This is a genomic window from Paenibacillus wulumuqiensis (genome assembly GCF_000971965.1).
In the GTDB taxonomy this organism is placed as follows: Bacteria; Bacillota; Bacilli; order Paenibacillales; family Paenibacillaceae; genus Saccharibacillus; species Saccharibacillus wulumuqiensis.
Window position 1 is genome coordinate 37,772 of sequence record NZ_KQ040795.1, and the last position, 24,149, is coordinate 61,920.

Below are 24,149 nucleotides of genomic sequence, written 5' to 3' on the forward strand. Positions count from 1 at the left end.
GTTCATTTCAACCTTGCCTTTCCTTATTCCATAAATTACGCCCGCAGAATCAGCTGTTCCAGCTGACGATCCGGAATCTGGATCAGAATATCTCCGCTGCTGTCATCCAGACTCCAGCCGATCTGCCCTGCAGCCAGTTCATCCAGTGTAATCCGCTCCAGCTGGTCGATGCCAGCTGGCGTGAATGCCGGCTGCCGGAGTGTAAAGCGCAGATGCTCACGCTGCGCCTGATAGCCATCATCCATATAACGGATCGACAGTGCCAGTGCTCCCTCTTCACCGCTCACCCGGATATGCAGTCTGGAGTATTTGCCGTTCTCATGGGCAAATGTCTCGCCATCATCTTCATACAGCGTATATTCCGCCTGGAACGAACTTTTTGCCTCCGCTCCATAAATATGGAAGGTGACCACATCATCTGCCCGGTGATCGGCGGCATATTGACGCAGCTCCCCTTCGGCAATAATCGCTCCGGCGCGAATATACATCGGCATTACATCCAGCGGAGCAGGTGCCAGAATATGACGGCCGCCTTCATGCTTCTCGCCGGTCCAGTAATCATGCCAGATGCCTTCCGGCAGATAGACCGTACGGCAATCGGTATCCGGGCGGTACACCGGGGCAATCATCACATCCGGACCGAGCAGGAATTGATCGCACAGATTGGTCACTTTCGGATCTCTTGGATATTCCAGCAGAACCGGGCGGAGGATCGGCATGCCTGTTCGGGAAGATTCATAGAACAGATTGTACAGATGCGGCATCCATCGGTAGCGCAGGCTGATATACTCGCGAATAATATCTTCCACCTGCTCGCCGAACGACCACGGCTCCTGTCGTATCGTCCCAATCGCCGAGTGGTTGCGGCAGTAAGGGAAAAAGGCTCCCATCTGCGTCCAGCGCACCAGCAGCTGGTCCGATGTATGATGCGCGAATCCGCCAATATCCGGTCCGGCAAAAGGCAGCCCGGACAATCCCATATTCAGAATCATCGGCATCGCCATCGCCATATGCTCCCAGAAGCTGCGATTGTCCCCGGTCCATATCGCCGCATACCGCTGAATACCCGAGTAGCCGGCCCGTGTCAGTACAAAGGGACGCCTGCCGTTCATATGCTGCTTCATGCCTTCATAGGTCGCTTTGGACATCAGCATGCCATACAGATTGTGGATCTCCTCATGGGTCATCGGATCGCCATCATTCAGATGCATCACATCCGGGTCCATCGTCTTCAGCTCATTGAATACAGCGGGTTCATTCATATCATTCCAGATGCCATCGATTCCGAGCGATGTATAGAATGCATGATGATCTCCCCACCACTGGGCGGTACGGGTCTCTGTAAAGTCCGGAAAAGCACTGATGCCCGGCCATACATTACCATAATAAATATCCCCTTCCAGATGGCGACAGAAATGCTCTTCCTGCACCCCTTCCCGGTAAATCCGATACTTGGGATCTTTTTTCACTCCCGGATCGACGATCGGGATAATACGAATACCCATTTCCTTGAGCTCGGCGATCATGCCTTTCGGATCAGGGAAACGAATCTTGTCAAATGTAAACACCCGGTACTCATCCATATAGTGAATATCCAGATAGATTACGTCACACGGGATATTTTTCTCGCGGAAACTGTGGGCCAGCTCCATCACTTCCTGCTGGTCCATATAGCTGTACCGGGACTGATGATAGCCGAGTGCCCATTTGGGAGGCAGCGTAATCCGTCCGGTCAGAGCGGTATAGCGGCGCACCACATCCTTGATCTCCGGTCCATAGATGAAATAAATATCATACGATCCGGTCGTGCAGCCAATCGTGTAAGCGACTCCATGAGAGCGCATATCAAAATCCGAACGACCGGGATTATCCAAAAACACTCCGTAAGTGGAGCCTTGGTGCATATGAATCAGCAGCGGAATCGATTCATACAGCGCTTCGATCTCCGGCATATGCGGCGCATAGACATCGGTATTCCACATCGTATACCGCTCACCACGCTTATCCAGGAAGCTCGACTTTTCGCCCAGTCCATAGAAATGGGAATCTTCCTGCATATTAAACAGCGCATTGGTCGCTCCGCGCGGCGTCCAGCTGATACTTTCCTGACGAGCAATCTCGCTGCCTTCATGATCCTTTACAGTTAGTGCAAACGTTTGCTTATCAAGGGTGACGACAAGCATCGATGTGCGGAAAATAAGTTCCTGTTCGCTCTCTTCCACGTCCGGCCTGATGATTTCCTTTTGCGGCAGTACAGCGATGGTCGTCGACAGATCGAGCACACCTTCACTGAATACTTTGAAACGGAATTCCGCGTCCGACAAAAATACCAGTGCGGCTCCGGCATTCTGTCCATGACAGAGATAGGCACCGTCGTATTCTCTCCATTCTCGCAGCTGGCCAAATGAACTCCAGACTTCCTGGACTGCAGGGCCGTCGACCTTGTCCGGGTGTATTGCTTCGCTTGTATCTTCCATCATCGTATATTCCCTCCAAATGTGGTGGTGTAGTACCTATGAATTCCGGGATGACTGAACCTGCTGCTGCCTGTATAACATGCTGTCTTCGCTGATCCAAATAAGAGTACAGAGCGTGCTGATTATAAATGTATATAAGCTATGTAACTCCCATTTAATCCGCTATGTAGAAAATCCATGATATTTGGCATCATATCATTTGTGGTAGCGTTTGCACAATAGGGAGTATACAGATTATTATCCTTGTGAAGAGGGGTTTTTCTTACTATTTTGCGATTATTCTGGTATATACACTAATTTGCAAATAACCGAAATATTATCATAAATAACTGCGATCATTAAGCAAGTAAAGCAAATACGTTTTTATCTGCGTTCTTACCTGATATAGCAGCCAGCAGATTTTGCGAAAAAGAAAAAGCAGCCGTAGATCGCTCCATCGGCTGCTTTAATTATATTTTCCGAACTTATGGGTTAGCGCAGCTGTAGATTGACCCACTGCTCCTGCATCTGCTGCAGCATGCCCTGTCGGTCCAGCTCGCCGGCCAGATAGGCCTGCATCGTGCTGCCATAGTCCTTGCTCAATCCCATCGGGAATTTCGGGAATATCCACGGCAGAATCTTGCCTGCATCGTTGTACTTCACAATATCGGCTCCGATTGGGCCGAGCTGTTTGTCGGACGTCGGAATATTTTTGAACGCCGGAATAAACTTGAATTCGTCGGTAATGTAGCGTTTGCCTGTCTCCGAGCTGACGAGCCAGTTAAGGAACTCTTTAGCTTCCTCTTTAACCGGGGAATTTTTGTTAACGACCCAGTTGTTCGGTACCCGTACATAGACACGGTCATTCTCTTCCTTGTTGTTGTTGATCGGCATCGGCATCAGACCGATATTCATATCCGGCTTAATTCCGTCGATCTGTACCTGTGTCCAGTTCCCCTGCTGCATCATGGCAGCTTTGCCATTGGCAAACAGGGTGACCTGGGTATTGTAATCGGTAGTCAGCGGATTGGCGTTGCCATATTTGACCATCAGATCGAGCAGATTGAGCCATTCGTCGAACTTGGCATTGCCCGGGATCTGGGCCGTGCCATTATCCAGCTGCTCCAGGAATGCATTGGGATCATCCTGATGGGCAAATGGAATCGTCACGTTATGGTTGCCCAGCACCCACCATTCCTGAAATCCGTTGGAAAACGGAGTATATCCTGCCGCCTTGAGCTTCTCGCAGGCAGCTCTCAGCTCATCAATCGTTGTCGGCACTTCTGTAATGCCGACCTTTTTGAAAATATCCTTGTTGTAAATAAATCCATAGCCTTCCAGACCGTTCGGCTGGCCGTAGATATGACCATCCTTGCTGATCTGCTCGGCTGCCCCATCCACGATATTTTTGACCCATGGCTGGTCGGACATGTCTTCCAGGTATTCGAGCCACAGATTCATCTCTTCATCTCCACCATTGGTGAAAATATCCGGTTCATCCCCGGCAGCGAATTTGGCTTTGAGGGAGGCGGCATAATCGGCTCCACCACCGACCGATTGAATCTCCAGCTCCACATCGGGATGCTCTTTCTCGTATTCTGCTTTGAGCTTGCTCAGGGCGTCGGCAATCTCGACCTTGCCCTGGTAAATATGAATGACCTTTTTGCCGTCAGCGGTCACATTGCCGCCCTGCTGGTTCCCGCATCCGGCGATCAGCAGTGACAGGCTGAGCAGCGCGGTAAGCGGGATGAGCCATAACTTTTTCATTGAAGGTCCTCCTGTCTTTCTGGGCTTGGCTGGGGTTGTGCAGCATTATTCCAATATGATTTGTATGCGTCGTGCACGGGTCGTACATGGATTGCCATATCTATGGATATGCATCATGCATGAACTGTCTAATCCATGAAGATCATCGCTACCCCTGTCTATTGCAGGATGATTGCCTGTATTATCCTTTGACCGATCCGGCAGTGATGCCCTGGATAATGTAACGCTGAAGGAACAGGAAGAAGATAATGATCGGCGTGATACCCAATACGAGCGCCGGCAGCGCCATATCCCACTGCTTGGTATATTGGCCAAAGAAACTGTACGTCGCGATCGGAATCGTGCGCAGCTCGGGACTGGACAGCATCAGTGACGGCAGCAGATAATCATTCCAGATCCACAGCGTGTTCAGGATAATGACTGTAACGAACATCGGCATCATGAGCGGACATACGATCCGGAAAAAGACGCCGTAACGGTTGGAGCCATCGACACGTGCCGCCTGTTCAATCTCCAGCGGTACGTTTTTGACAAAACCGTGGAACAGGAAGATCGATAGCGGCGCCCCAAAGCCCAGATAGCTGATGATCAGACCGATCATGCTGTTATTCAAACGATAAGTGCTCGCCATCTCCATCAGCGGCAGCATAATTGATTGAAAAGGAATCACCATCGCGGCGACGAAGACAAAGTACAAGATTCGGTTGAACCGGCTCGGATGACGCACCATCTGGTACGCCGCCATCGAGCTGATCAGCACCAGCAGCAGATCACTCACAACAGTAACGATCAGCGAGTTTTTGAAAGCGGACGGAAAGTCGATCGCTTTCCACGCTTCCACATAGTTGCTCCATACAAACTGCTGCGGCCAGGACGCCGAGTTGGACAGGATATCACCAAATGTTTTGACTGAGTTGATAATCAGAAAATAAAACGGGATCAGGAACACCAGTCCCAGTAAAATAACGACAATTTCCAGAATCAATGTACGGGCGCTGTATTTGCTTTGTACGTCCATTACATTTCAACCTCCCTGCTCTTGGTAGCACGTACCTGGATACTGGTAATGATAGCGACGATGACGAAGAAGATAACCGCTTTGGCGGTACCCAGTCCGAGACGGTTGTTGGTAAAGGCTTCATTGTAAATATCCAGTGCGACCGATTCGGTAGCCTTGAACGGTCCGCCTCCGGTCAGCGCCAGGTTGAGATCGAACATTTTGAACGCCCAGGAGATCGCCAGGAACAAACAGATCGTTACAGCAGGCATGATCAGCGGCAGGATAATATTGCGGATGACCTGCCAGCGGCTGGCTCCATCAATCTCTGCCGATTCCAGTACGTCCTTGGGAATATTGTTAAGTGCAGAGATGTAAATAACCATCAGATAGCCGGCTGTCTGCCAGACGAATACAATGACGATTCCCCAGAAAGAAGTCGCCCGGTCACCGAGCCACGGCAGGTTGAACAGCGACCAACCGGTGGCTTCCCCAACCGCGGAGAATCCACGGATAAAGATAAACTGCCAGATAAACCCGAGCAGCAGACCACCAATCATGTTCGGCATAAAGAAGACCGTTCTAAGTATGTTTCTCGTGCGAAGCGGTTTGGTCAGTAAGTACGCAAGGACAAATCCCAGCAAATTGGTCACGATAATGCCGACAATGGTGAATCTGACGGTGAACCAGAACGCGTTACGGAAATCGGGGTCTTTGGTGAGGATGTGGGTGTAGTTTTCAATCCCGATCCAGTTGATCTGGCGGGAGATACCGTTCCAGTCTGTGAAAGAGTAATATACGCCCAGGAAGAAAGGAACAATCACAATGAAAAGGAAGAAAAATGTGGCAGGTCCTACAAATACAAGCTGCTGAATCCACTGCGACAGCTTGCGCTGGCCCGATGTCCGGGTAACATGGCGTGCTGCCTGTGCCGCTCTGGTATCGTTCATGCTTCCAACCCCTTTAATAGTCGACTTTTTCCATATTCTTATTCGCAATATATTGTTATATACCCAAACATTGTCAGAATGATGACATTTGGGCATGTTTTTTTGTAAACGCAATCATTTTAATTCGATACCTGTCGATTTCTGTGAATTCCCCTCTCTATAACTTCGTCTATATTGCGTTATATGCACGATTATGCGTAATTTGGACCTGCTGCGCTTGAAACAGTATTTCACGTTTTATCACGCCATCTGCAGGCGATCTGCGGGTTATCCAGCTGGCTGAATAACGGCTGGTTAAACAGGGAAAGGGTGGTTCACAAAATAATCTGTCATCAGCCTTTACAAGGAGGCTAACTACGGGTATATAAAGAGAGTACTGTAATCCCTGCAACTACATATCCCACCAAAGGAGGCAAAAATCTTGGCAAAACTGAATATCTACCGCTGGCTCAATGTGCTGGGAATTGTCGGTGTGCTGATTGTCAATTATATGGCAAGCGCGCTTACCCTGTTCGGAAGAGACACAGGCGACATCTCGGACCAGTACGAACTGTACATCACTCCGGCAGGCTATGCCTTTTCAATCTGGTCGCTGATCTATGTACTGCTGATCGGGTTTATCATTTACCAGTTCCGCAATACGGATGAGAGCCGCGAATCGGTCAAGGCAATCGGTCCATGGCTGTTCCTGAACTCGCTCTGCAATATGGGCTGGCTGATGCTCTGGCATTCGCTTGAACTGGAATGGGGCGTACTTCTCATCGCACTGCTGCTCGTTACCCTGATCATCCCCTATCTCCACATACGCCGAATTGTGCAGCCGACCATGGCACAGATTCTGCTCGTGAAGCTGACTTACAGCATCTATATGGGCTGGGTATCGGTCGCTACGATTCTGAATACAGGAATCGCGCTGAACAAAAATGAATGGGACGGCTTTGGATTATCACCGACTGTCTGGTCAGTCATTGGTCTGGTCGCTGGTGCATTGCTTGCAATTATCATCAGCTACCGTTTCCGGGACAGTATTTATCCGCTGGTATTCGTCTGGGCGTATATCGCTATTGCCGTGAAGCATCCCGATCTGCCGACCACTCACTGGACCGCACTGATTGCTGCCGGACTGCTGTTTGTGTATGCGATCTGGATCTTCTTTGTCCGCAACAAATCAAGGGATTGAATCTCTTGCCCAAGCTCGTCGGTCTTTTCCATTACGATTGAAAAACGATAGCCCATAATAAAAAAGGGACACTGCCGCATGATCGGGCAGTGTCCTTTTTTGTTTCACTTGGTCATTGACTCATGACCATTTGAAATAGGTGTTCTCTTATTTCTTGAGCGCGATGACTTCGATCTCTACCAGTGCATCCTTTGGCAGACGGGCTACCTGCACCGCACTGCGTGCCGGATAAGGCTCCTGGAAAAATTGACCGTAGATCTCATTCATCGCTGCAAAATCATTCATATCCTGCAGGAAAACAGTAGTTTTGACGACCTGATCCAGGCTGCTGCCTGCGGCTTCCAATACGGCTGTTACATTTTGCAGGGCAACACGCGCCTGCTCCTGTACACCTTCAGCCATTTCTCCGCTAACCGGGTCCAGGCCGAGCTGGCCGGATGCGAAAATAAACATGCCTGTATCAATCGCCTGGGAATACGGACCGAGCGCTCCTGGTGCGCGGTCGGTTGCAATCGGTTGTTTGCTCATAATATATGCCCTCTTTTCTTCAATTGGAGTCTGCAGTGCAATAGCATTGACTTTCCTTATTCTAAAGGGCACCCGACAGCTTGGCAACCGCTCTCCCGCGCAGGAACACACGGGTCAGGCTTCGATTTCCCGGTACTGCTGGATCGGTACAGATGCAGGTGCTTTGAGTACCTGACGTCCAGCGGTTACCGCCAGCAGAATCAGCAGCAAGCCGACCAGCATCTGGAATCCATACGCCTGTACCCAGAACGGCATTGGCTTCATCCAGGCAAAGATCTGTCCGCCCACCAGCGGTCCGATAAAGGAAGCGAGTCCCGTAATCCCGGAATAGACGGCGATAAACATCGGTCGCGCATTTTTGGGCGTATCCCCGATGATGAAGTTAAACGACAGTTGGTTGAATCCGCCAATCCCGATACCAAGCAGCATATGAATCACCAGCAGACCTACGATCACCGGGGCAAAGGCCAGCAGTCCCCACGACATGCATGCCGCCGCAATAAACGGAAGCGTCCAGTACAGCAGCGTCTTGTTGCTGAATCGTGCATTCAGATTGCCCCAGAAGTAAAATCCGAGCATCATGAACATCGTCTGCACGACGGTCATGAGGGTAGTCACCGAGTAGCTGACCTTGAGCACTTCCAGCATGACATACGAGTACAGCGGAACGACCAGCGTCTGCATCAGCAGCCAGACGGCCAGAAACAGCGAGGCCTTGATAAAAGGCCCGTCATGCAGCGGCTGGCGCAGCATTGGTACAAACTTGGTCTCGGTCGAACGCTCAAACGGCGCATCCGGATAAAACAGAATAACCCCGATATTGATAATCGCACAGATCCAGACGATGATGTACAGGAACAAAAATCCCTGGCCGCCCGGCACCGCATCCAGCAGAATCCCGCCGACAAACAGCGTCAGACTGCCGAGCGCGTTGAGAATCGTATTGCGAATACCGAAATAGCGTCCTCTTAGCCGTCCGGGTACGATATCCCCGATCAGTGAGGCCCAGACGACCCCGATCACCGCGTTGCACAGGAAAGCGGCGATATACAAAATGATGAACCAGTTGACCCAGGATGATCGGTCAAACAAGAATGGCACCAGCCCCGTCGCTCCCCATAGCACCCGCTGCAGGATAGTGAACAGGACGAGCACCCATTTGCGTGTATTCAGGCGCTGCAGCAAAAAGGCGATAATGACCTGCGCCACATTGACCAGCGTGGTCAGCGCGATGACAAAGCCGATCTGTGCCGAACTCGCTCCCAGATACAGCAAAAACCCTGTCAGGAAGGGCCCCCCGAGCAGGGTAGTAAATATCGTTGAGGGTACACCTTCTATAGTGGCAATGCGCAAATGCTTGCGGTACATCGAATAACGGCGCTTTTGCATATTCAATCGGTTCATCCCCAAGGCATGTCTTCGTTTAATAACGATCCCTCCTTTAATGGCATGAAACTTTTGATTTTCCGTCAGTTTTGGATAATGCACATCGTTTAGACTTGCTACAAAATTGGCTTAGGCCTGCTAAGGACCGAATGTTGTTTTTTTACCCTTTTGATAAAATACCAAACGCCGATCCCAATATCTTGATTTCGAGGTGACCGCTTACATTGCTATAGTTATAAGGTATTTATGGTCTCAAAATTTATTCTTAAAAAAGAAGATGTGCTTACTCCCCTGATACGCTGACTCACTTTTGGCGAATGGTGCTGGTCTGTCTCGGTGATGTGATCATTTTATACCTGTTCTACCACTATGTTGTTGCCGCCCATATCGTTAAAACGGCTCCGACTTGGCGCATGCATCCAACATTTTCCCTAATCGCTTTTGTACTGGCGCTGCTAATGGTTATTGTCTTCAAATGAGAACCTTTTGTCCGCGCCAAAAAGTCCCTCTGATCCGTTCACCAGCAGGCTCATCTGTCCGAGATGACACGGCTGAATGTCTGAATCAGGGGACTTTTCGTTTTATGGATTATGCTGTTCCAGGTTCATTTTATAACTGTCTCTTCCCATTTCGCTTCCATGCGTACTCAGGATTAACTCGCCGGCAGATATAACGAGAATACGCTGCCCTCACCTTCCTTGCTCTGAAGGCGCAGATGGCCGCCCAGCAGATTGGCCAGATTGCGGCTGATCGACAGGCCGAGGCCGGTTCCGCCATAGCGCCGGGCAATTGAGCCGTCCGCCTGCTGGAATGCTTCGAAGATCTGCTCATGCTGCGCCTGTGCAATGCCGATCCCGGTATCCTTGACATCAAATACCAGCCAGCTGAGCTTCTCCTCGCCTTCCACCACCCGGCGAATATGCAGAGTCACACTGCCCTCCTGGGTAAATTTGAACGCATTGGCGAGCAGATTACGCAGAATCTGCTGAATTCGCTGGGAATCCGAAATGATCGTATCCGGTACATTATCTTCCCGAATCACCTGGAACTCCATGCCTTTACGAACCGCTACCATCTCAAAATGCATCTGCAGCAGCTCAGGAATCTCCTGCACACTCACCTCTTCATAGGTGACCTCCAGCTTGCCTGCCTCGACCTTGGACAGATCCAGTACATCGTTCACGAGTCCCAGCAGGTCCAGACCGGAACGGTAAATCATCTCGCTGTACATGCGGGTCTCTCCGGGTACACGCTCTTCATCCTGTTCATGCATGAGCTGGGCCAGATTAATAATGCTGTTGAGCGGCGTGCGCAGTTCATGCGACATATTGGCCAGAAATTCCGATTTGTACTGGGAAGCCAGCATGAGCTGCTTGGCCCGTTCTTCGAGCACATGATGCGTCCGCTGCAGCTCTCTCGTTTGTTCCGAGAGCAGCTGATTGGCATGCTCCAGCTGCAGCATGCGCTGCTGTTCCAGATGGAATTCGCGCAGCAGGATCATCAGCACCGTACTGAGGATAATGGATACCGGCAGCATAACAGGCATAATCTCGGTCAGATATGTATGGGTGGGCAGCACTCCGAATGTGGCTATGTTTATCGTATTGACCAGATTGATCGTCAGCACGGTCACCGCCCCTTTGACCGACAGCTTCGCTGTACTGCTTCGCATCCACACATTCAGTACAGCACCCACGACGCCGATAATGATCAGATTGAGCAGTCCCACAAATGCCGCTTCACTCAGCCCAAAGGTTAGCCGGGCCAGACCGATGCCCAATCCGATCAGCATAACTACCCATGCACGGGAATACACGGTAGCAGCTACGATAACAGGCATAAATCGGAGATCAAAAATTAAATTCCCTGGCAGCCGAAATCCGAAAAAGGAACTCATCCAGCCTGCAAAAATGAGCAGCAGTACTGAACTGGCATATTTGGCTCGACTGGACATCCTCGATAATCCATATTTGTAAAGCAGATTGGCTATGTAAGCGATCGTTACCATCATTCCGGCATTCATAAGGAAATTTTTCAAAAATCCCATATGCTCACTCCTGATCAGGATCAGATAAATAATTATTGTACTGGTTGATTTCCCATTCACCTTCCAGTAACCGCACTAATAATTGAAAATAAATGGAAAAAGTTACTCTCATCATACCATAAAAGTACAGCGATTCATCCTCTTTGTCGTACAGTGCCTTTCTGGTATGATATCAGTAGTATTTCGATATGAATATACTTGTTGAAATATCATGATCCAAAATGACAGGGAGGTTCTGCTCTTATTATGAAATTTCGCGTATCTGCGGTGCAATATCACCTTCACACCATATCTTCATTTGACGAATTTGCCGCTCAGGTTACTCATTATGTGCGGACTGCCCAGGAATTCGAAGTAGACTTTATCCTGTTCCCGGAATTCTTCACGACACAGCTGCTGTCGATTGGGGACGAATCCGGTGCAGCGCTTGGTATTGAGCGGCTGCCTGAATTTACGGATGCCTATCTGGAACTGTTCCAGGGACTGGCCCGTGAGACCGGAACGCATATTATCGGCGGCACTCACGTTACGGAAAAGGAAGGCAAGCTGTACAATACGGCCCATCTGTTCTATCCGGACGGCCGGGTAGCCACCCAGCCCAAAATCCATATTACTCCTACCGAAGTAACCGAGTGGAACATGTCTGCCGGTGACGGATTGACCGTATTCGAGACGGACAAAGGCACGATTGCCCTGCTCACTTGTTACGACATTGAATTCCCCGAGATCGTACGTATGGCCAAAGCGCGCGGAGCGGACGTTATTTTCTGCCCGTCGTGTACCGATGATCGGCACGGGTTCCACCGGGTACGTTATACGAGCCATGCTCGTGCGATAGAGAATCAGGTATATGTGGTTACCACAGGTACGATTGGTTCCCTGCCGACGGTAGACTTTATGCGTGGCAATTTTGGTCAGGCCGCTGTCATTACACCAAATGATGTGCCTTTCCCGCCGCGCGGCATTCTCGCCGAAGGTGAGATTAATGACGATATGATCATTACCGCTGACCTGGATCTGGAACTGCTCTACAAAGTAAGGGAAAAAGGCTCGGTCACTACCTGGCGCGACCGCCGTACCGATCTCTACACCGATTGGAGCTGAAGAGCATGAATTCGCTGTCTCAGCGAGCAAGTCAGTATGAGAAGTCCTGTTATGTATTCCATGAACAGCGCCCATATCCTGCTGTTATACGCTCTTATATGGCAAAGGATTTTGAGCGGCTGATCGAGATTCAGGCTGCTGCCTTCCCGCCTCCCTACCCGGCGGAACTGTGGTGGAATGAAGAGCAGCTGCAGGAGCATATCAGCCGATTCCCCCAGGGAGCGCTGTGCGTGGAGATTGATGGAGTGATCGCAGGTTCGATGACCAGTCTGCTGATCAATTTTGACGAGCAGCACCCGGAGCATACATGGGAAGAGATTACGGATCACGGTTATATACGCAATCATCAGCCTGACGGAGATACACTGTATGTCGCTGATCTATGTGTGCACCCCGATTACCGTCAGTGGGGGCTCGGCAAGCTGCTGATGCAGTCGATGTATGAAGTGACAGCCTCGCTCGGGCTGCAGCGTCTGCTTGGGGCAGGCCGGATGCCCGGCTATCACCGTGTAGCGGACAGCTGTACTCCACAGCAGTATGTCGAGCGTGTCACCCGCGGCGATCTGTATGATCCGGTCATTTCTTTTCTGATGCGATGCGGCAGGACGCCGCTGACGGTGATTGCCGATTATCTGGATGATGAGGAATCGCTCAACCATGCGGTATTAATGGAATGGAAAAATCCGCTGCCACCGGCAGCCAATCAGGGAGGAAGTTAAAAGATGGATTATGTACGCATTACTCATATTGATGATCCTTTGTTCGCCGATATGCACAAATTGATGGGACGCATTTTCCCGCCGGAAGAAGTGCTGGAGTTCGAGCTGTGGCGCGAGCCTCTGGAAGATCCGGGCATCCGTGTCTTCGTTGCTGTGCATGAAGGTAACGTGGTTGGTGCGACCGAATACCGTTACTATGAGGACGATAATGTCGCCATGACCGATTTTACGATTATCGGGGAGCCGGGACTGGGCATCGGACCGTTTCTGGCTCAGCATCGTCAGGCGGATCTGCGGGAAGTCGCTGCAGCGGCTGGCAAGGAACTATCCGGCATGTTCGCAGAGATCTACGATCCCTATCGTGCCGAGCGTCATGAATTTGGCAGTGTAAAGCCGATGGACCCGTTCGTACGCCGTGAAGTGCTGGCGCATCTCGGCTACCGACGTCTGGATTTCACCTATGTGCATCCGTCGTGGAATAATGATGGTGAAGCGGTATCCGAGCTGGATCTGTGCTTCCTGTCCTATGATCCATCCGTGCATTCCCTGCCGGGCGCGCTGATCGAGAAGTTCCTGCGCCGCTACTACGCTGTACTGGCGCAGAAGCCGGATGCCTGGGAGCAGATGGTACAGACGGTCGGCCAGCGTGATCAGGTCGCACTGCTGCCTCTGTAGAAAACGTATACTCACCTTGGAATCATGTTTGGTTTAAATACATTTTAAATAAGCAAAAAAACAGCTCAAAAAGGACAAATAAAAACAGGCGGCTGTAGTCTCCTTAATCAGGATTCTACAGCCGCCCTTTATATTATGTGCCATCTATGTCGTAGTTACATGCAAAGTAATCTTAACGTACTTTTGGAATTCTGGCAAGAGGTTTTGATTAAAAATTGCCATTTGGTAAATATTACATATTTATAAAAAGAAGAATCTGTCGAACCTCATGCTCCATTTATAGTATGATTAATGATCGATAACAACGTTTGAAAAGGAGTTTGTTTATGCAATCCACATTTTACCGCAATCTGATTATTTTGCTGCTCTGCATGGTATCCGGCATCGTGGATGTAATCGGTTATCTGCAGCTGGGGCATGTATTTACGGCCAATATGACCGGTAACATTATCATTATGGGGATGGCGCTCGGTCATCTGCACACCGTCTCGCTGATGCGCTCGGGTGCTGCTTTTGTCGGCTTTATTATCGGCAATGCGGCAGGTACTCTTTTCCTTGGACGCTCCCATCCCGGATCGGTCTGGTCTTCCCGGATGACGATGATCATTTCGGTGCAGCTGGTCTTTTTCCTGCTGTTTGCCTGGCTGTCCTCCGCTCCGCTGGTGCCTGCGATGGAGTATACGTTGATCATCCTGCTCAGCTTGACGATGGGAATGCAGACAACCATGGCCCGCAAGCTGGCTGTCGCCGGGATCTCGACGACCGTACTTACCAATAATCTTGCCAGTGTGATCGAGGATCTGGTCACCCATATGCGCCAGTGGTTCGGACGTTCTTCTGCAGATCAGAGACGCCGGCTCTCTACAGACACGGTGCTACGCTTCGCTGCAGTCGTCATTTATGGAGCGGGAGCTGTAGTCGCAGCGCTGATTGAAGAATCTCATACTCTGCTCGGTATCTGGATTCCGATTGTCATTATGGTCATTATTTTGGGGATTGCCTATGCCCGTTTTCGCCATTCAGCCACTTCCCGCTAAGCGGAGTGTGGCTGGAAGGCAACAGGTTACTGGCTTAATGTCATTCATGAATATTCTGCAACATTATGCAATGATCCGTGCAATACGAGCATAATTGCAGTATAATTAGATAGGTTACCTAAATAATTTGGGGTTAGCACTCTATTTTGCCGAGAACCGGCAGCCAGAGCATGATACTACCTCACAGCCTCAATTATTTTCGCATCTGTATCTTTGCAACTTACTCTTTTACCCTTGATGCCGTACCCCCTATTTGATCACCGGGGTACCGATTCATAGGCTTCACCTTTCCCCTCTCGTACCCGCTTCCGACGCTTTCAATCCAGCAGCATGCTCCCTTTTTGGCAAGTTCCATCCCTGCTGTAGAATGTTTATTGACTTATATCGCGCAGCTCCCTTATTTCAGGGTAATAAGACATGCTGCAGATTTGAATATTATGTATCGGGTGGTTAGAATCATTTTATGAAAAATATATGGGAAATTTACAAAACCGACTGGAAAAATCTATTCAGCGTATCGACAGGAATTCTGCTCGTGATTGCGATTATGCTGCTGCCTTCTGTCTATGCCTGGTTCAATATCAAGGCGATGTGGGACCCGTACAGCAACACATCGGGAATTATTATTGCCGTTACCAATGAAGACAAAGGCACGACCATTCAGGACAAAGAAGTTAATGTTGGCGATCAGGTGATCGATAATCTCAAAAAGAACCATACGCTGGGATGGACATTTGTCGATCGTGCCCAGGCACAGAAAGGTCTGGATAATGGGGATTATTATGCGACGCTGCTGATTCCGTCCGACTTTTCCGAGAAAATCGGCAGTATTCTGACCGATAAGCCGGTAAAGCCGCAGATTCTGTATACGGTTAATGAGAAGATCAGTGCTATCGCTCCCAAGATTACGGACAAAGGGGCCACCACGCTAACCCAGCAGATCAGCGAGGAATTTGTCAGCACCGCCAGCGAAGCGGTGCTGACCAAAATGCAGGAAGCCGGCATCAAGCTGGAAGAAGAGCTGCCGACGATCCGCAATATCGAGAACAAGATTCTGACGCTGGAATCAAGGCTGCCGGAGATTAACCAGTTTGCCGATCAGGCGCTGCAACTGGAGAAAAAGCTGCCGCAGATCAATGCGCAGGCCCAGAAAATCGTCGAGCTGCAAAAGCGCATTCCCGATATCGAGAAAGCCGGCGATATGATCCTCAAAGTCGAGGACAATCTGCCGAAAATCCGCGAAGCCGGTGACCAGATTCTGCTGCTGCAAAAGCGGCTGCCTGAAATTCAGAATGCTGCCGACAAAGTCGGTGAACTGGACCGGAATTTCTACAAAGTCGAGGATGCGCTGAATCAGGCGATTGAAGATGCGGACAAGCTGGCGAATATTATCAGTACGGCCCAGCAGGCACTGCCCAAGGTCAAGGAAATTACGGATATCGGTACCGAATTTGCCGACCGGGTGAATACCTTCCTGGATGAAAATGATGGGGCCTTTGACTCGATCGCTCCGGTCATCCGCCAGAATCTGGTGCTGCTCCAGCAGACCGCCGATGCGACGACACAGCTGGTCGATGCTGTGCAAAATGCGGATATCGATCCACAGACAGCGATCGATACGCTATCGTTTCTAGATCAGCGGCTCTCCCGCGGCGCAGCCATTCTGGAGCGTACGACCGATCTGCTGAGCCGGATCAATAACGTGCTGCCGAACCATCCGTTGGATCGGATGATCAGCCGGCTGGATAATGTGCATAATCTGATGGAACGCCAGATTACACTCGTGCGCAGCATCCGTCAGGCGATTGAAAATGGACAGCAGCCGGCTCGCGAGATTCTGGACAATCTGCGCCAGCTGTCGACCGAGGCGAGCGATACACTCGGTGATATTATCTCCATCTATGACGCCGAGATCGTACCGGACATTAATCGCGGACTGGATAATCTCAAGACAGCTGCCCGTGATGCGGCGGATGTGCTGCACACCGCGCAGGCTACCCTACCCGATGTGGAAGCCGTGCTGAACGATGCCCAGAGCGGCGTACAGTTCGGCCAGGAAGAGCTTGGACTGCTCAAGCAGGACCTGCCGCAGATTCGGCAGAAACTGCATGACGCCAATGAGCTGATCCAGAGCCGGATGTCCCAGTTTACCGAGGTGGTCAACAAAGCCGCCAATTTCGTAAATCATGATCTGCCCGGCATTGAAGATAAAGTTCATCAGGCGGCAGACTTTGTCCGCAATGATCTGCCCCGTGCTGAGCGCGAGCTGAACAAAATTACCGACCTGATTCAGAATAAACTGCCGGAAGCGGAAAAGGCCGTACACAAAGTCGGCGACTTTGTCCGCAACGACCTGCCGGGTCTGGAGAAATCCGTTCGCAGTGCAGCCGACAAAGTACGGCTGCTTAAAAACAGCGATAGTGAACTGTCCCAGATTATCAAATGGCTCAAAGGCGATATTCAGCAGGAGAGTGACTTCCTCTCCAGCCCTGTCGATCTGAAGCAGGTGCGTACCTATCCGATTCCGAACTACGGTTCATCGATGTCACCGTTCTATACGACCCTGTCGATCTGGGTCGGCGGCATGCTGCTGATCTCCATGTTCAAAGCCGAAGTCGACAATCCGGAGCGCCGCTTCCGTCCGTATCAGGTGTACTTTGGCCGTCTGTTTACCTTTATGACGATTGGTTTGGTGCAGGCATTTGTTATCTCGATGGGCGATCTGTTTATCCTCAAAGCTTATGTGGTGGACCCGGTATGGTTCGTGACGATGAGCATGCTGATCAGTATGGTGTTCGTCACGATGGTGTACACGCTCGTGTCCGTATTTGGCAATATCGGGAAAGGTCTGGCCATTATTCTGCTGGTGCTTCAGTTCTCCAGCTCGGGCGGTACCTTCCCGGTCAGCATGACCGGTACATTCTTCCAGCATCTGCATCCATGGTTCCCGTTCACCTATGCGGTCGAACTGCTGCGCGAGACGGTCGGCGGGATGCTGATGACGACGGTGTACAAGGATATATGGTATCTGATCATCTTCATGCTGCTGTTCATCCTGTTCGCCCTGCTGTTCAAAAAGCCGCTCGGTCCGTTAACCGAGAAAATGGCCGAGAAAGCCAAAAAAACCAAAATGATTCCATAAAAAAAACCTGCAGCATATACACTGTAGGCCGAGGCCTGATCATAAGATCAGGTCTTTTTCTTTGCGTGGAACATGGATGCTGTCGGTGTCGGGAGCAGCCGGTCTGGCTTCCTGGGTGCTGTAATAATGCTCGATAAACAGCGTCGCCAGCTGCGGGTCCCACTGGGTGCCCCGTCCTTCTTCCAGAATGGAGATCGCTTTGACTTTGGGCATGCCTTTACGGTACGGACGGTCTGAGGTCATCGCGTCAAAAGCGTCCGCTACCGCAATAATACGGCCGAACAACGGAATATGATAGCCTTCGAGACCATCCGGATACCCGCGTCCGTCAAACCGCTCATGATGGGAGCGCACGCCCGGCAGATAGGGACGCATCGCATCCGCAGGCTCCACCTGACGCAGGATGCTTTCGCCCATTTCCGGGTGCTTTTTGATCTGGTCGAATTCTTCATCGGTCAGCTTGCCATCCTTGAGCAGGACGGAGTCCTGGACGCCGATTTTGCCGATATCGTGCAGCAGCGCCGTTTTGCGCAGCTGATCCAGGTCGTAGGCACAGAGTCCGGCACGCTTGCCGATCGTTACCGCATAATCGGCCACACGCAGAGAATGACCTGCCGTATACGGATCACGGGCATCCAGCGCTGCCGCCAGCGTGGCAAAATAACTGTCCAGCAGCAGCTGATTGCGTTCGTCCCGCATTTTGAGTCCCTGTACCATATGGTTGAATCCCGAGATCAGCAGGGAGAAATCATCCGAATAATAATCAAGTGCATCCGCGCTAAAATCGCCATCCTTGATCCGGGACATCGCATTGTACAGATTGTTGATCGGATGCTCCACATCACGGGCGAGCAGCAGTGCGCCCACAATACTAAAAGCGATACTGACGACAATCACGAGACCGGCCCAACTCCAGTATTCCGAAGCTTCGATACCTGTCATTTCCTGCAGACGAATCTGTGCGGCCAGACTGAACAGCATAATCGGGAATACCCCGATCAGGAAAATGCTCAGCTGGAACTTCCTACGAACCGTCAGGTGAATTTTGCCCAGCAGCAGCGTTTCTTTGCCATAAAGGGCTTTGAGCCGTTCCTTGACCGCGATCAGCATCGGTCGGATCGCCGAGGACGTCAGGAAAAATTCAATAAAAGCATGCATGCTGGCAACCATCAGCGCCCCCGCAATACCGATCCACAGATAGTATCCCGGCATCATGATCCATTCATAACGAATAGCAATCACGAACAGGATGATCGACGGGATCGTCAGACCCAGAAAGTGCGGCAGCATAATCCGGTATATCGACAATTTGGGGAAGCGGTGCAGCTGCGTATATGCCCGCTCCAGCTGCTCTTCCGTAGGTCTCTCTTCACGCATGGCCTCGCGAATCGGCTGAATATGCCTGCGGAATACCATACCTTCCACAATCAGCATAATCATAAATGCGACCAGCATAATGCTCACCATGCGCACGTTCTGCATGACCGACGCATCAACCGTATTCCATACGAGCAGACCGCCGACCACCATGACCGCGATTAACGATCCAAGAATATAGTTAAATAATACCTGACGGAGAAATTTTCGATATTCATTCACTGATGTCTCCTCATTTCTCAAGCTTTTGCCTGCGGTTACAAGGCATATGTTCCGTTTCATTTACGATTCATTTGGATTACATAGTGTAGGGAAAGTATTGGGTTTTCCTTCGATTTTGCTTCGATCCATGATCATCCTAACCTACTTCTTTATTTCGGATTTCATTCGTTAAAAGTTGATGCCAAACCTCATTTTTATTGTGCACAATTTATTTTGGTAGTTATTTACATATTAATATTTTCTGGAGGGGGCAATTTATGCAAGCTATCGATCTTACCAGTAATCTCATCCTGCTGCTTGGTACACTGCTGCTGCTCGGCGTCCTCTCGACCAAGTTTTCTTCGCGCTTTGGCATGCCTGCACTCGTCTTCTTTATCGTAGCCGGGATGATTCTCGGCCGTTTTATTTATTATGACAATGCGTTTATTACCCAGTGGTTTGGCGTCTTGGCGCTGGTCATCATCCTGTTCGAGGGTGGTATGCAGACCGATATGAAGCTGATCAAGCCGGTCATTCGGCCTGCCCTGTCGCTGGCGACGATCGGAGTACTGCTGACGGCCTTTATTATCGGCTATTTCGCCCATCTGATCCTCGGTGTCAGTCTGCTGGAGGGCATGCTGTTCGGCTCCATCGTCGGCTCAACCGATGCAGCGGCCGTCTTCTCCGTCCTCGGCAACAAGAATGTACGCAAAAAGCTCACCTCTACCCTGGAAGTGGAATCCGGCAGTAATGATCCGATGGCGGTTTTCCTGACGCTAATGTTTATCGAGCTGCTGAACAACCCGGAGACCAGTGTATGGGGCGAGATCTTGTCTTTTGTCTGGGAAATGGGATTTGGTCTGGTGCTGGGGATTATCTGCGGCAAGCTGGCTGTCTTCCTGATTAATAAAATCGATTTTGAGACGTCCAGTCTCTATCCCGTGCTTGCTGTGTCCAGCGCACTATTCACCTATGGCGTGAGTTCGCTGACGCATGCCAGTGGCTTTCTCGGCGTCTATGTAATGGCGCTTGTAATGGGTAATTCCGATCTGACCTACCGCCGAACGATTCTACAGTTCAATCAGGGCTTCGGCTGGATTATGCAAATTCTGATGTTTGTCCTGCTCGGTCTGCTCGTATTTACCGATCAGCTAATCTCTATCATCTGGCAGGGTTTGGCTCTGTCGCTGCTGCTGATCATTGTCGCCCGTCCGGTCGGCGTGCTGCTCTCCCTCCTGTTCAGTCAGTTCTCCTTCCGAGAGAAGACACTGCTGTCCTGGGCGGGGCTGCGCGGAGCCGTACCGATCGTACTCGCTACGTACCCGCTGCTGGCCGGCGTCGAGCATGGACAGCTGTTCTTTAACGTTGTGTTCTTTATTGTGCTGACTTCCACGCTCATTCAGGGAACGACGATCGCTCCGCTCGCCGAGCGGCTCGGACTGACCGAGAAGGTGCTGGATCAGCAGCCGTCGATTCTGGAGCTGGTCGCTACCGGGCGCACCACATCCGAGATTACCCATATGACGCTGACCAGCCGCAGCCGGATGATCCACCGCGAGCTGCAGGAGATTGATCTGCCGCCAAGTGTACTGATTACCGCCGTACTGCGCAATGAAGAGATTGTCACACCTCGTGGAGATACCGTTCTGCTGCCCGGAGACAAGGTCTATCTGCTCGGTCCAAAAGCCAAACGTGAAGATATCCGCCGCCTGTTCACCGGTGAACGGGTTCCGGATTCATCCGGCGCTTCCTGAACATCAAATGCGAATTATAACCCTGAACACAGCAAAAGCAGCGTATCCTGACAGGATACGCTGCTTTTTTACCATGGACCACCTGCTCGGCAGGTTATTCAATTAACCTTGATCCTGAATGCTGGCTGCGAGAATAACCGGCCCGCGCGGCTGGCTGCCCTTCTCATCCGGCTCCAGCGTAATGGCTACTGTATCATATCCCTCCGGTTCAAAGGTATAGTACATCGCGCCTTTGCCATTACTTGCCCAGAAGGTTCCGGCGCTCTGTTTGACATCGCCCTTAATGAGCCATACCTGGAAAGCTTGCTTGCCCTGGAGCTTCGGCAGATTATCCGCCTGTACCAGCAGATGCGTACCTTTGTCATCAATGACGATCGTAGCCAGTCCCTGTGCCACAATATCCTTGGCTGCCGGACTCAGCTTGACCGCTTCATCCACGCGCGCTCCCTGCGTCGGCATCGAGACGGTCGCCAGCTGCCCCTGCAGACTGTCCTTCTGACTATCCGCAATCGCGAGCTGCTGCTGCAGATCCTGAACTTGCCCCTGCAGGTTACCGGCATACAAGCCTGCAATAATCGCTGCTGCTGCCGTTATGGCTGCTGTGGCACGCCAGAATATACCTGCTTTTGGTTTTGCGCCGGAATCTGATCGCTGCCGGTCTTGTGCCACTGATGCAGCGGTCGACGGCCGCGCAGCCTCCTTTTGTATCGCTGCCGGTATCGTGCTGGGTACGGCATCCCGGTAGGCCATCGGCGTACCCTCGGCTGCGCTGCTGCTGCCTGCCTCGTTACTGCTGCCCAGTACCCGTTCCAGAACACGGTTTCTCATGCCCTGCGGCGGCTCCACAATCTCGGAAGTCAGCGGAAGGAAACCGATAATATCCAGAAGCTCTTCTACAGCTGTACGGCAATCGTCATCCTGTGTCATATATGCTTCAAACCGCTCCTTTTCTTCACGATCCAGACCGCCGAGCACATACATTTCGACCATATCCATCATATCGCTTTTTTTGTAATCGTTACTCATATGCGTTTCCCCCCTTTACCGCTTCAGCAAGCTTGTTATGAAGCTGCCGTATGGCAAGGCGTACCCTGCTCTTCACGGTTCCAAGCGGAATGCTGAACTTTTCAGATACTTCATGCTGAGTCAGTCCCTGGAAATAGATCGACTCAATCACCTGCTGCTGCTCCTCCCGGAGTTCCATCATGGCTTCGCGTATACGCTCTCGTTCCCAGTTCAGCGATACCTGCTCCTGTACATTCGTTTTCGTATCCGGTAATACCTGAAGTGCTTCGTCACCGGACGGATCAGTTGTAGCACGGGAGGCTTTGCGCCGCAGCATGTCTACTGCTATATTACGCGTAATAGTGAACATCCATGTCGAGAGTTTCCCCTGGCTCCGGTCATAACGTTCCGCGTTATTCCATACTCTGAGAAATAATTCCTGAACAACCTCTTCCGCAGTCATCGTGTCATGAACGATACGATAGGCAAATGAGTATACAGCCCGCTCATAACGGTCGTATACATGCTCCAATGCATCGGTGTCCTTTTCGGCAATACGCCGCATGAGTTCTCTATCATCAGTTATGTCATTCATCCAAGGGCTCCTTTCCCATTCCCTTATATTATAGCGTTCGCAGGAAATATTGCGATGGATGACTTTTTGCAATATTTATTTTTTGTCGTTGAACGCCTGACAGCCCTCTTTTATCATCCTTATTTTTGAGTAAACGTTTTCGTTTCCAGCCGTTCCTCCTATGCTTTTCTGACCAAAATCCTTTCCCTGCAAGGCAATTTTACCGTCTTGGAACAGATAACCATAATCGCACGCAGTCATTTTACATAGTCATTTGGTTCCTTAATTTTATGTGGTTTGCCTGCTTGCTTTTGCTGATACCGGCACTACGGCTATATTCTTCCTGTTCCGCCAAACTGGAAACCATCCCCATAGGCTTAGGTCTTACATAGCAGTAAGCGTATAAATCCACCTTTTTTGGTACTATCTGATTAACTACTCCTTAATAGGTTTATACAATACATAGACAGCAAGGTAACAAACTTGATCTCCGGGCTCTCCGCCCTGGCTCCAATAGACCAGCACGGCCGGCAAAGACCGAAAGATCCACTTGACTACTCCAACCTCATGATAGCGCTTTGATTTTACTCATCAGGTACAGACAGAATAATACATTAGACAAAGGAGCAATACACTATGAAAATGAGAAAACTGATCGCACCTGTTCTTGGACTTTCCCTGTTACTGCCGGCTGCTGGCGCATTCGCTGCCGAAGGAACAACTGCAGATTACAACCCTGAGCTGAAGACAAGAGCTATCCAGTTCAATCTGGGCAGCAAAATGTACATGGTTAATGGTCAATCCATGAGCATGAGCATCATGCCTGTCGAATACATGGGTACTACATATGTACCGCTGCGCTACCTCGCCAACAACGCCAACATGAGAGTTTCCTATGATAGAGCTACTTCCACAACATGGCTCGACACAGGTATCCAGCGTTATGAGTTCTGGGCGAACTCCAAAGTATACAAAGTCGACAACATGCGTAAAGGCATGAACGACATGGTCATCTCCAGAAATGGACATGTACTTGTACCGGTTCGCTGGTTCGCAGACAACTTTGAATGGAATCTGACTTACGATAACGGTATGATCACTCTTACCAAAACGTACTAATCCGCCCATTCTTCATATTCATACTACGGCGATCAGGATCGAATACCATCGTTCCCTGTCACGCCCTTACAGCCCTGACTGCTTGTTATAGCGGTCAGGGCTTTTGCATGCAAAATATATTATAAAAGTTT

General features: G+C 50.6%; 18 protein-coding genes. 8 read left to right on the forward strand and 10 right to left on the reverse strand.

The window, feature by feature from the left end; genetic code table 11:
* Positions 1 to 35 precede the first annotated feature (35 nt).
* The 4 genes from WH45_RS07000 to WH45_RS07015 all read right to left on the reverse strand — a co-directional run bounded on the left by WH45_RS07000 (position 36) and on the right by WH45_RS07015 (position 6,170).
* Entirely contained in the window at positions 36 to 2,480 is a 2,445-nt protein-coding gene (locus tag WH45_RS07000) for a glycoside hydrolase family 31 protein (RefSeq protein ID WP_046213693.1), read from the reverse strand.
* 468 nt (positions 2,481 to 2,948) lie between these two features.
* A complete protein-coding gene (locus WH45_RS07005) occupies positions 2,949 to 4,223 on the reverse strand; it encodes an ABC transporter substrate-binding protein (protein ID WP_046213694.1) in 1,275 nt (424 codons plus the stop codon).
* Between the two features lie 181 nt (positions 4,224 to 4,404).
* Positions 4,405 to 5,241, reverse strand: coding sequence for a carbohydrate ABC transporter permease (locus tag WH45_RS07010; protein ID WP_046213695.1), 837 nt, complete (start codon positions 5,239 to 5,241; stop codon positions 4,405 to 4,407).
* The gene (locus WH45_RS07015; RefSeq protein WP_046213696.1) at positions 5,241 to 6,170 is read right to left on the reverse strand and encodes a carbohydrate ABC transporter permease; all 930 of its coding nucleotides are present in this window, start codon (positions 6,168 to 6,170) and stop codon (positions 5,241 to 5,243) included. Before WH45_RS07015 ends, WH45_RS07010 begins: the two co-directional genes overlap by 1 nt.
* Before the next feature lie 421 nt (positions 6,171 to 6,591).
* Between WH45_RS07015 and WH45_RS07020 the strand changes: the two genes are divergently transcribed.
* The gene (locus tag WH45_RS07020) at positions 6,592 to 7,350 is read left to right on the forward strand and encodes a tryptophan-rich sensory protein (protein WP_046213697.1); all 759 of its coding nucleotides are present in this window, start codon (positions 6,592 to 6,594) and stop codon (positions 7,348 to 7,350) included.
* A 147-nt stretch (positions 7,351 to 7,497) separates the two neighbouring features.
* On the opposite strand, the gene WH45_RS07025 is transcribed toward WH45_RS07020, so the two are convergent.
* The 3 genes from WH45_RS07025 to WH45_RS07035 form a co-directional block, all read right to left on the reverse strand.
* The gene (locus WH45_RS07025) at positions 7,498 to 7,878 is read right to left on the reverse strand and encodes a RidA family protein (protein WP_046213698.1); all 381 of its coding nucleotides are present in this window, start codon (positions 7,876 to 7,878) and stop codon (positions 7,498 to 7,500) included.
* Positions 7,879 to 7,992: 114 nt separating this feature from the next.
* Positions 7,993 to 9,282 carry an MFS transporter gene (locus WH45_RS07030; protein ID WP_046213699.1) on the reverse strand — a complete coding sequence of 430 codons (1,290 nt, stop codon included), beginning with the start codon at positions 9,280 to 9,282 and terminating at the stop codon, positions 7,993 to 7,995.
* Positions 9,283 to 9,916: 634 nt separating this feature from the next.
* Positions 9,917 to 11,311, reverse strand: coding sequence for a sensor histidine kinase (locus WH45_RS07035; RefSeq protein ID WP_046213700.1), 1,395 nt, complete (start codon positions 11,309 to 11,311; stop codon positions 9,917 to 9,919).
* Between the two features lie 246 nt (positions 11,312 to 11,557).
* Here WH45_RS07035 and WH45_RS07040 point away from each other — a divergent pair, with 246 nt between their 5' ends.
* From WH45_RS07040 to WH45_RS07060, 5 genes are all read left to right on the forward strand, one after another.
* Positions 11,558 to 12,415: a carbon-nitrogen hydrolase family protein gene (locus WH45_RS07040; RefSeq protein WP_046213701.1), complete on the forward strand. Its 858-nt coding sequence runs from the start codon at positions 11,558 to 11,560 to the stop codon at positions 12,413 to 12,415.
* 5 nt (positions 12,416 to 12,420) lie between these two features.
* Positions 12,421 to 13,134, forward strand: coding sequence for a GNAT family N-acetyltransferase (locus tag WH45_RS07045; RefSeq protein WP_046213702.1), 714 nt, complete (start codon positions 12,421 to 12,423; stop codon positions 13,132 to 13,134).
* A gap of 3 nt (positions 13,135 to 13,137) precedes the next feature.
* Entirely contained in the window at positions 13,138 to 13,809 is a 672-nt protein-coding gene (locus WH45_RS07050; RefSeq protein ID WP_046213703.1) for a hypothetical protein, read from the forward strand.
* A gap of 326 nt (positions 13,810 to 14,135) precedes the next feature.
* Positions 14,136 to 14,846, forward strand: a complete 711-nt coding sequence (locus WH45_RS07055; RefSeq protein WP_046213704.1) for a YoaK family protein — start codon at positions 14,136 to 14,138, stop codon at positions 14,844 to 14,846.
* A gap of 463 nt (positions 14,847 to 15,309) precedes the next feature.
* Positions 15,310 to 17,988: a YhgE/Pip domain-containing protein gene (locus WH45_RS07060; RefSeq protein WP_046213705.1), complete on the forward strand. Its 2,679-nt coding sequence runs from the start codon at positions 15,310 to 15,312 to the stop codon at positions 17,986 to 17,988.
* A 39-nt stretch (positions 17,989 to 18,027) separates the two neighbouring features.
* On the opposite strand, the gene WH45_RS07065 is transcribed toward WH45_RS07060, so the two are convergent.
* Positions 18,028 to 19,587, reverse strand: a complete 1,560-nt coding sequence (locus WH45_RS07065) for an HD-GYP domain-containing protein (protein WP_046213706.1) — start codon at positions 19,585 to 19,587, stop codon at positions 18,028 to 18,030.
* A gap of 257 nt (positions 19,588 to 19,844) precedes the next feature.
* Here WH45_RS07065 and WH45_RS07070 point away from each other — a divergent pair, with 257 nt between their 5' ends.
* Entirely contained in the window at positions 19,845 to 21,320 is a 1,476-nt protein-coding gene (locus tag WH45_RS07070) for a potassium/proton antiporter (RefSeq protein WP_046213707.1), read from the forward strand.
* A gap of 102 nt (positions 21,321 to 21,422) precedes the next feature.
* Here the strand turns inward: WH45_RS07070 and WH45_RS07075 are convergent, their stop codons facing one another.
* Together WH45_RS07075 and WH45_RS07080 are read right to left on the reverse strand one after the other, a co-directional pair.
* Complete coding sequence (locus WH45_RS07075; protein ID WP_046213708.1) at positions 21,423 to 22,346, reverse strand: anti-sigma factor domain-containing protein; 924 nt, start codon at positions 22,344 to 22,346, stop codon at positions 21,423 to 21,425.
* Complete coding sequence (locus tag WH45_RS07080; RefSeq protein ID WP_046213709.1) at positions 22,339 to 22,920, reverse strand: RNA polymerase sigma factor; 582 nt, start codon at positions 22,918 to 22,920, stop codon at positions 22,339 to 22,341. Before WH45_RS07080 ends, WH45_RS07075 begins: the two co-directional genes overlap by 8 nt.
* Before the next feature lie 615 nt (positions 22,921 to 23,535).
* On the opposite strand from WH45_RS07080, the gene WH45_RS07085 reads away from it, so the two are divergent.
* The gene (locus WH45_RS07085; RefSeq protein ID WP_046213710.1) at positions 23,536 to 24,018 is read left to right on the forward strand and encodes a stalk domain-containing protein; all 483 of its coding nucleotides are present in this window, start codon (positions 23,536 to 23,538) and stop codon (positions 24,016 to 24,018) included.
* Positions 24,019 to 24,149 lie beyond the last annotated feature (131 nt).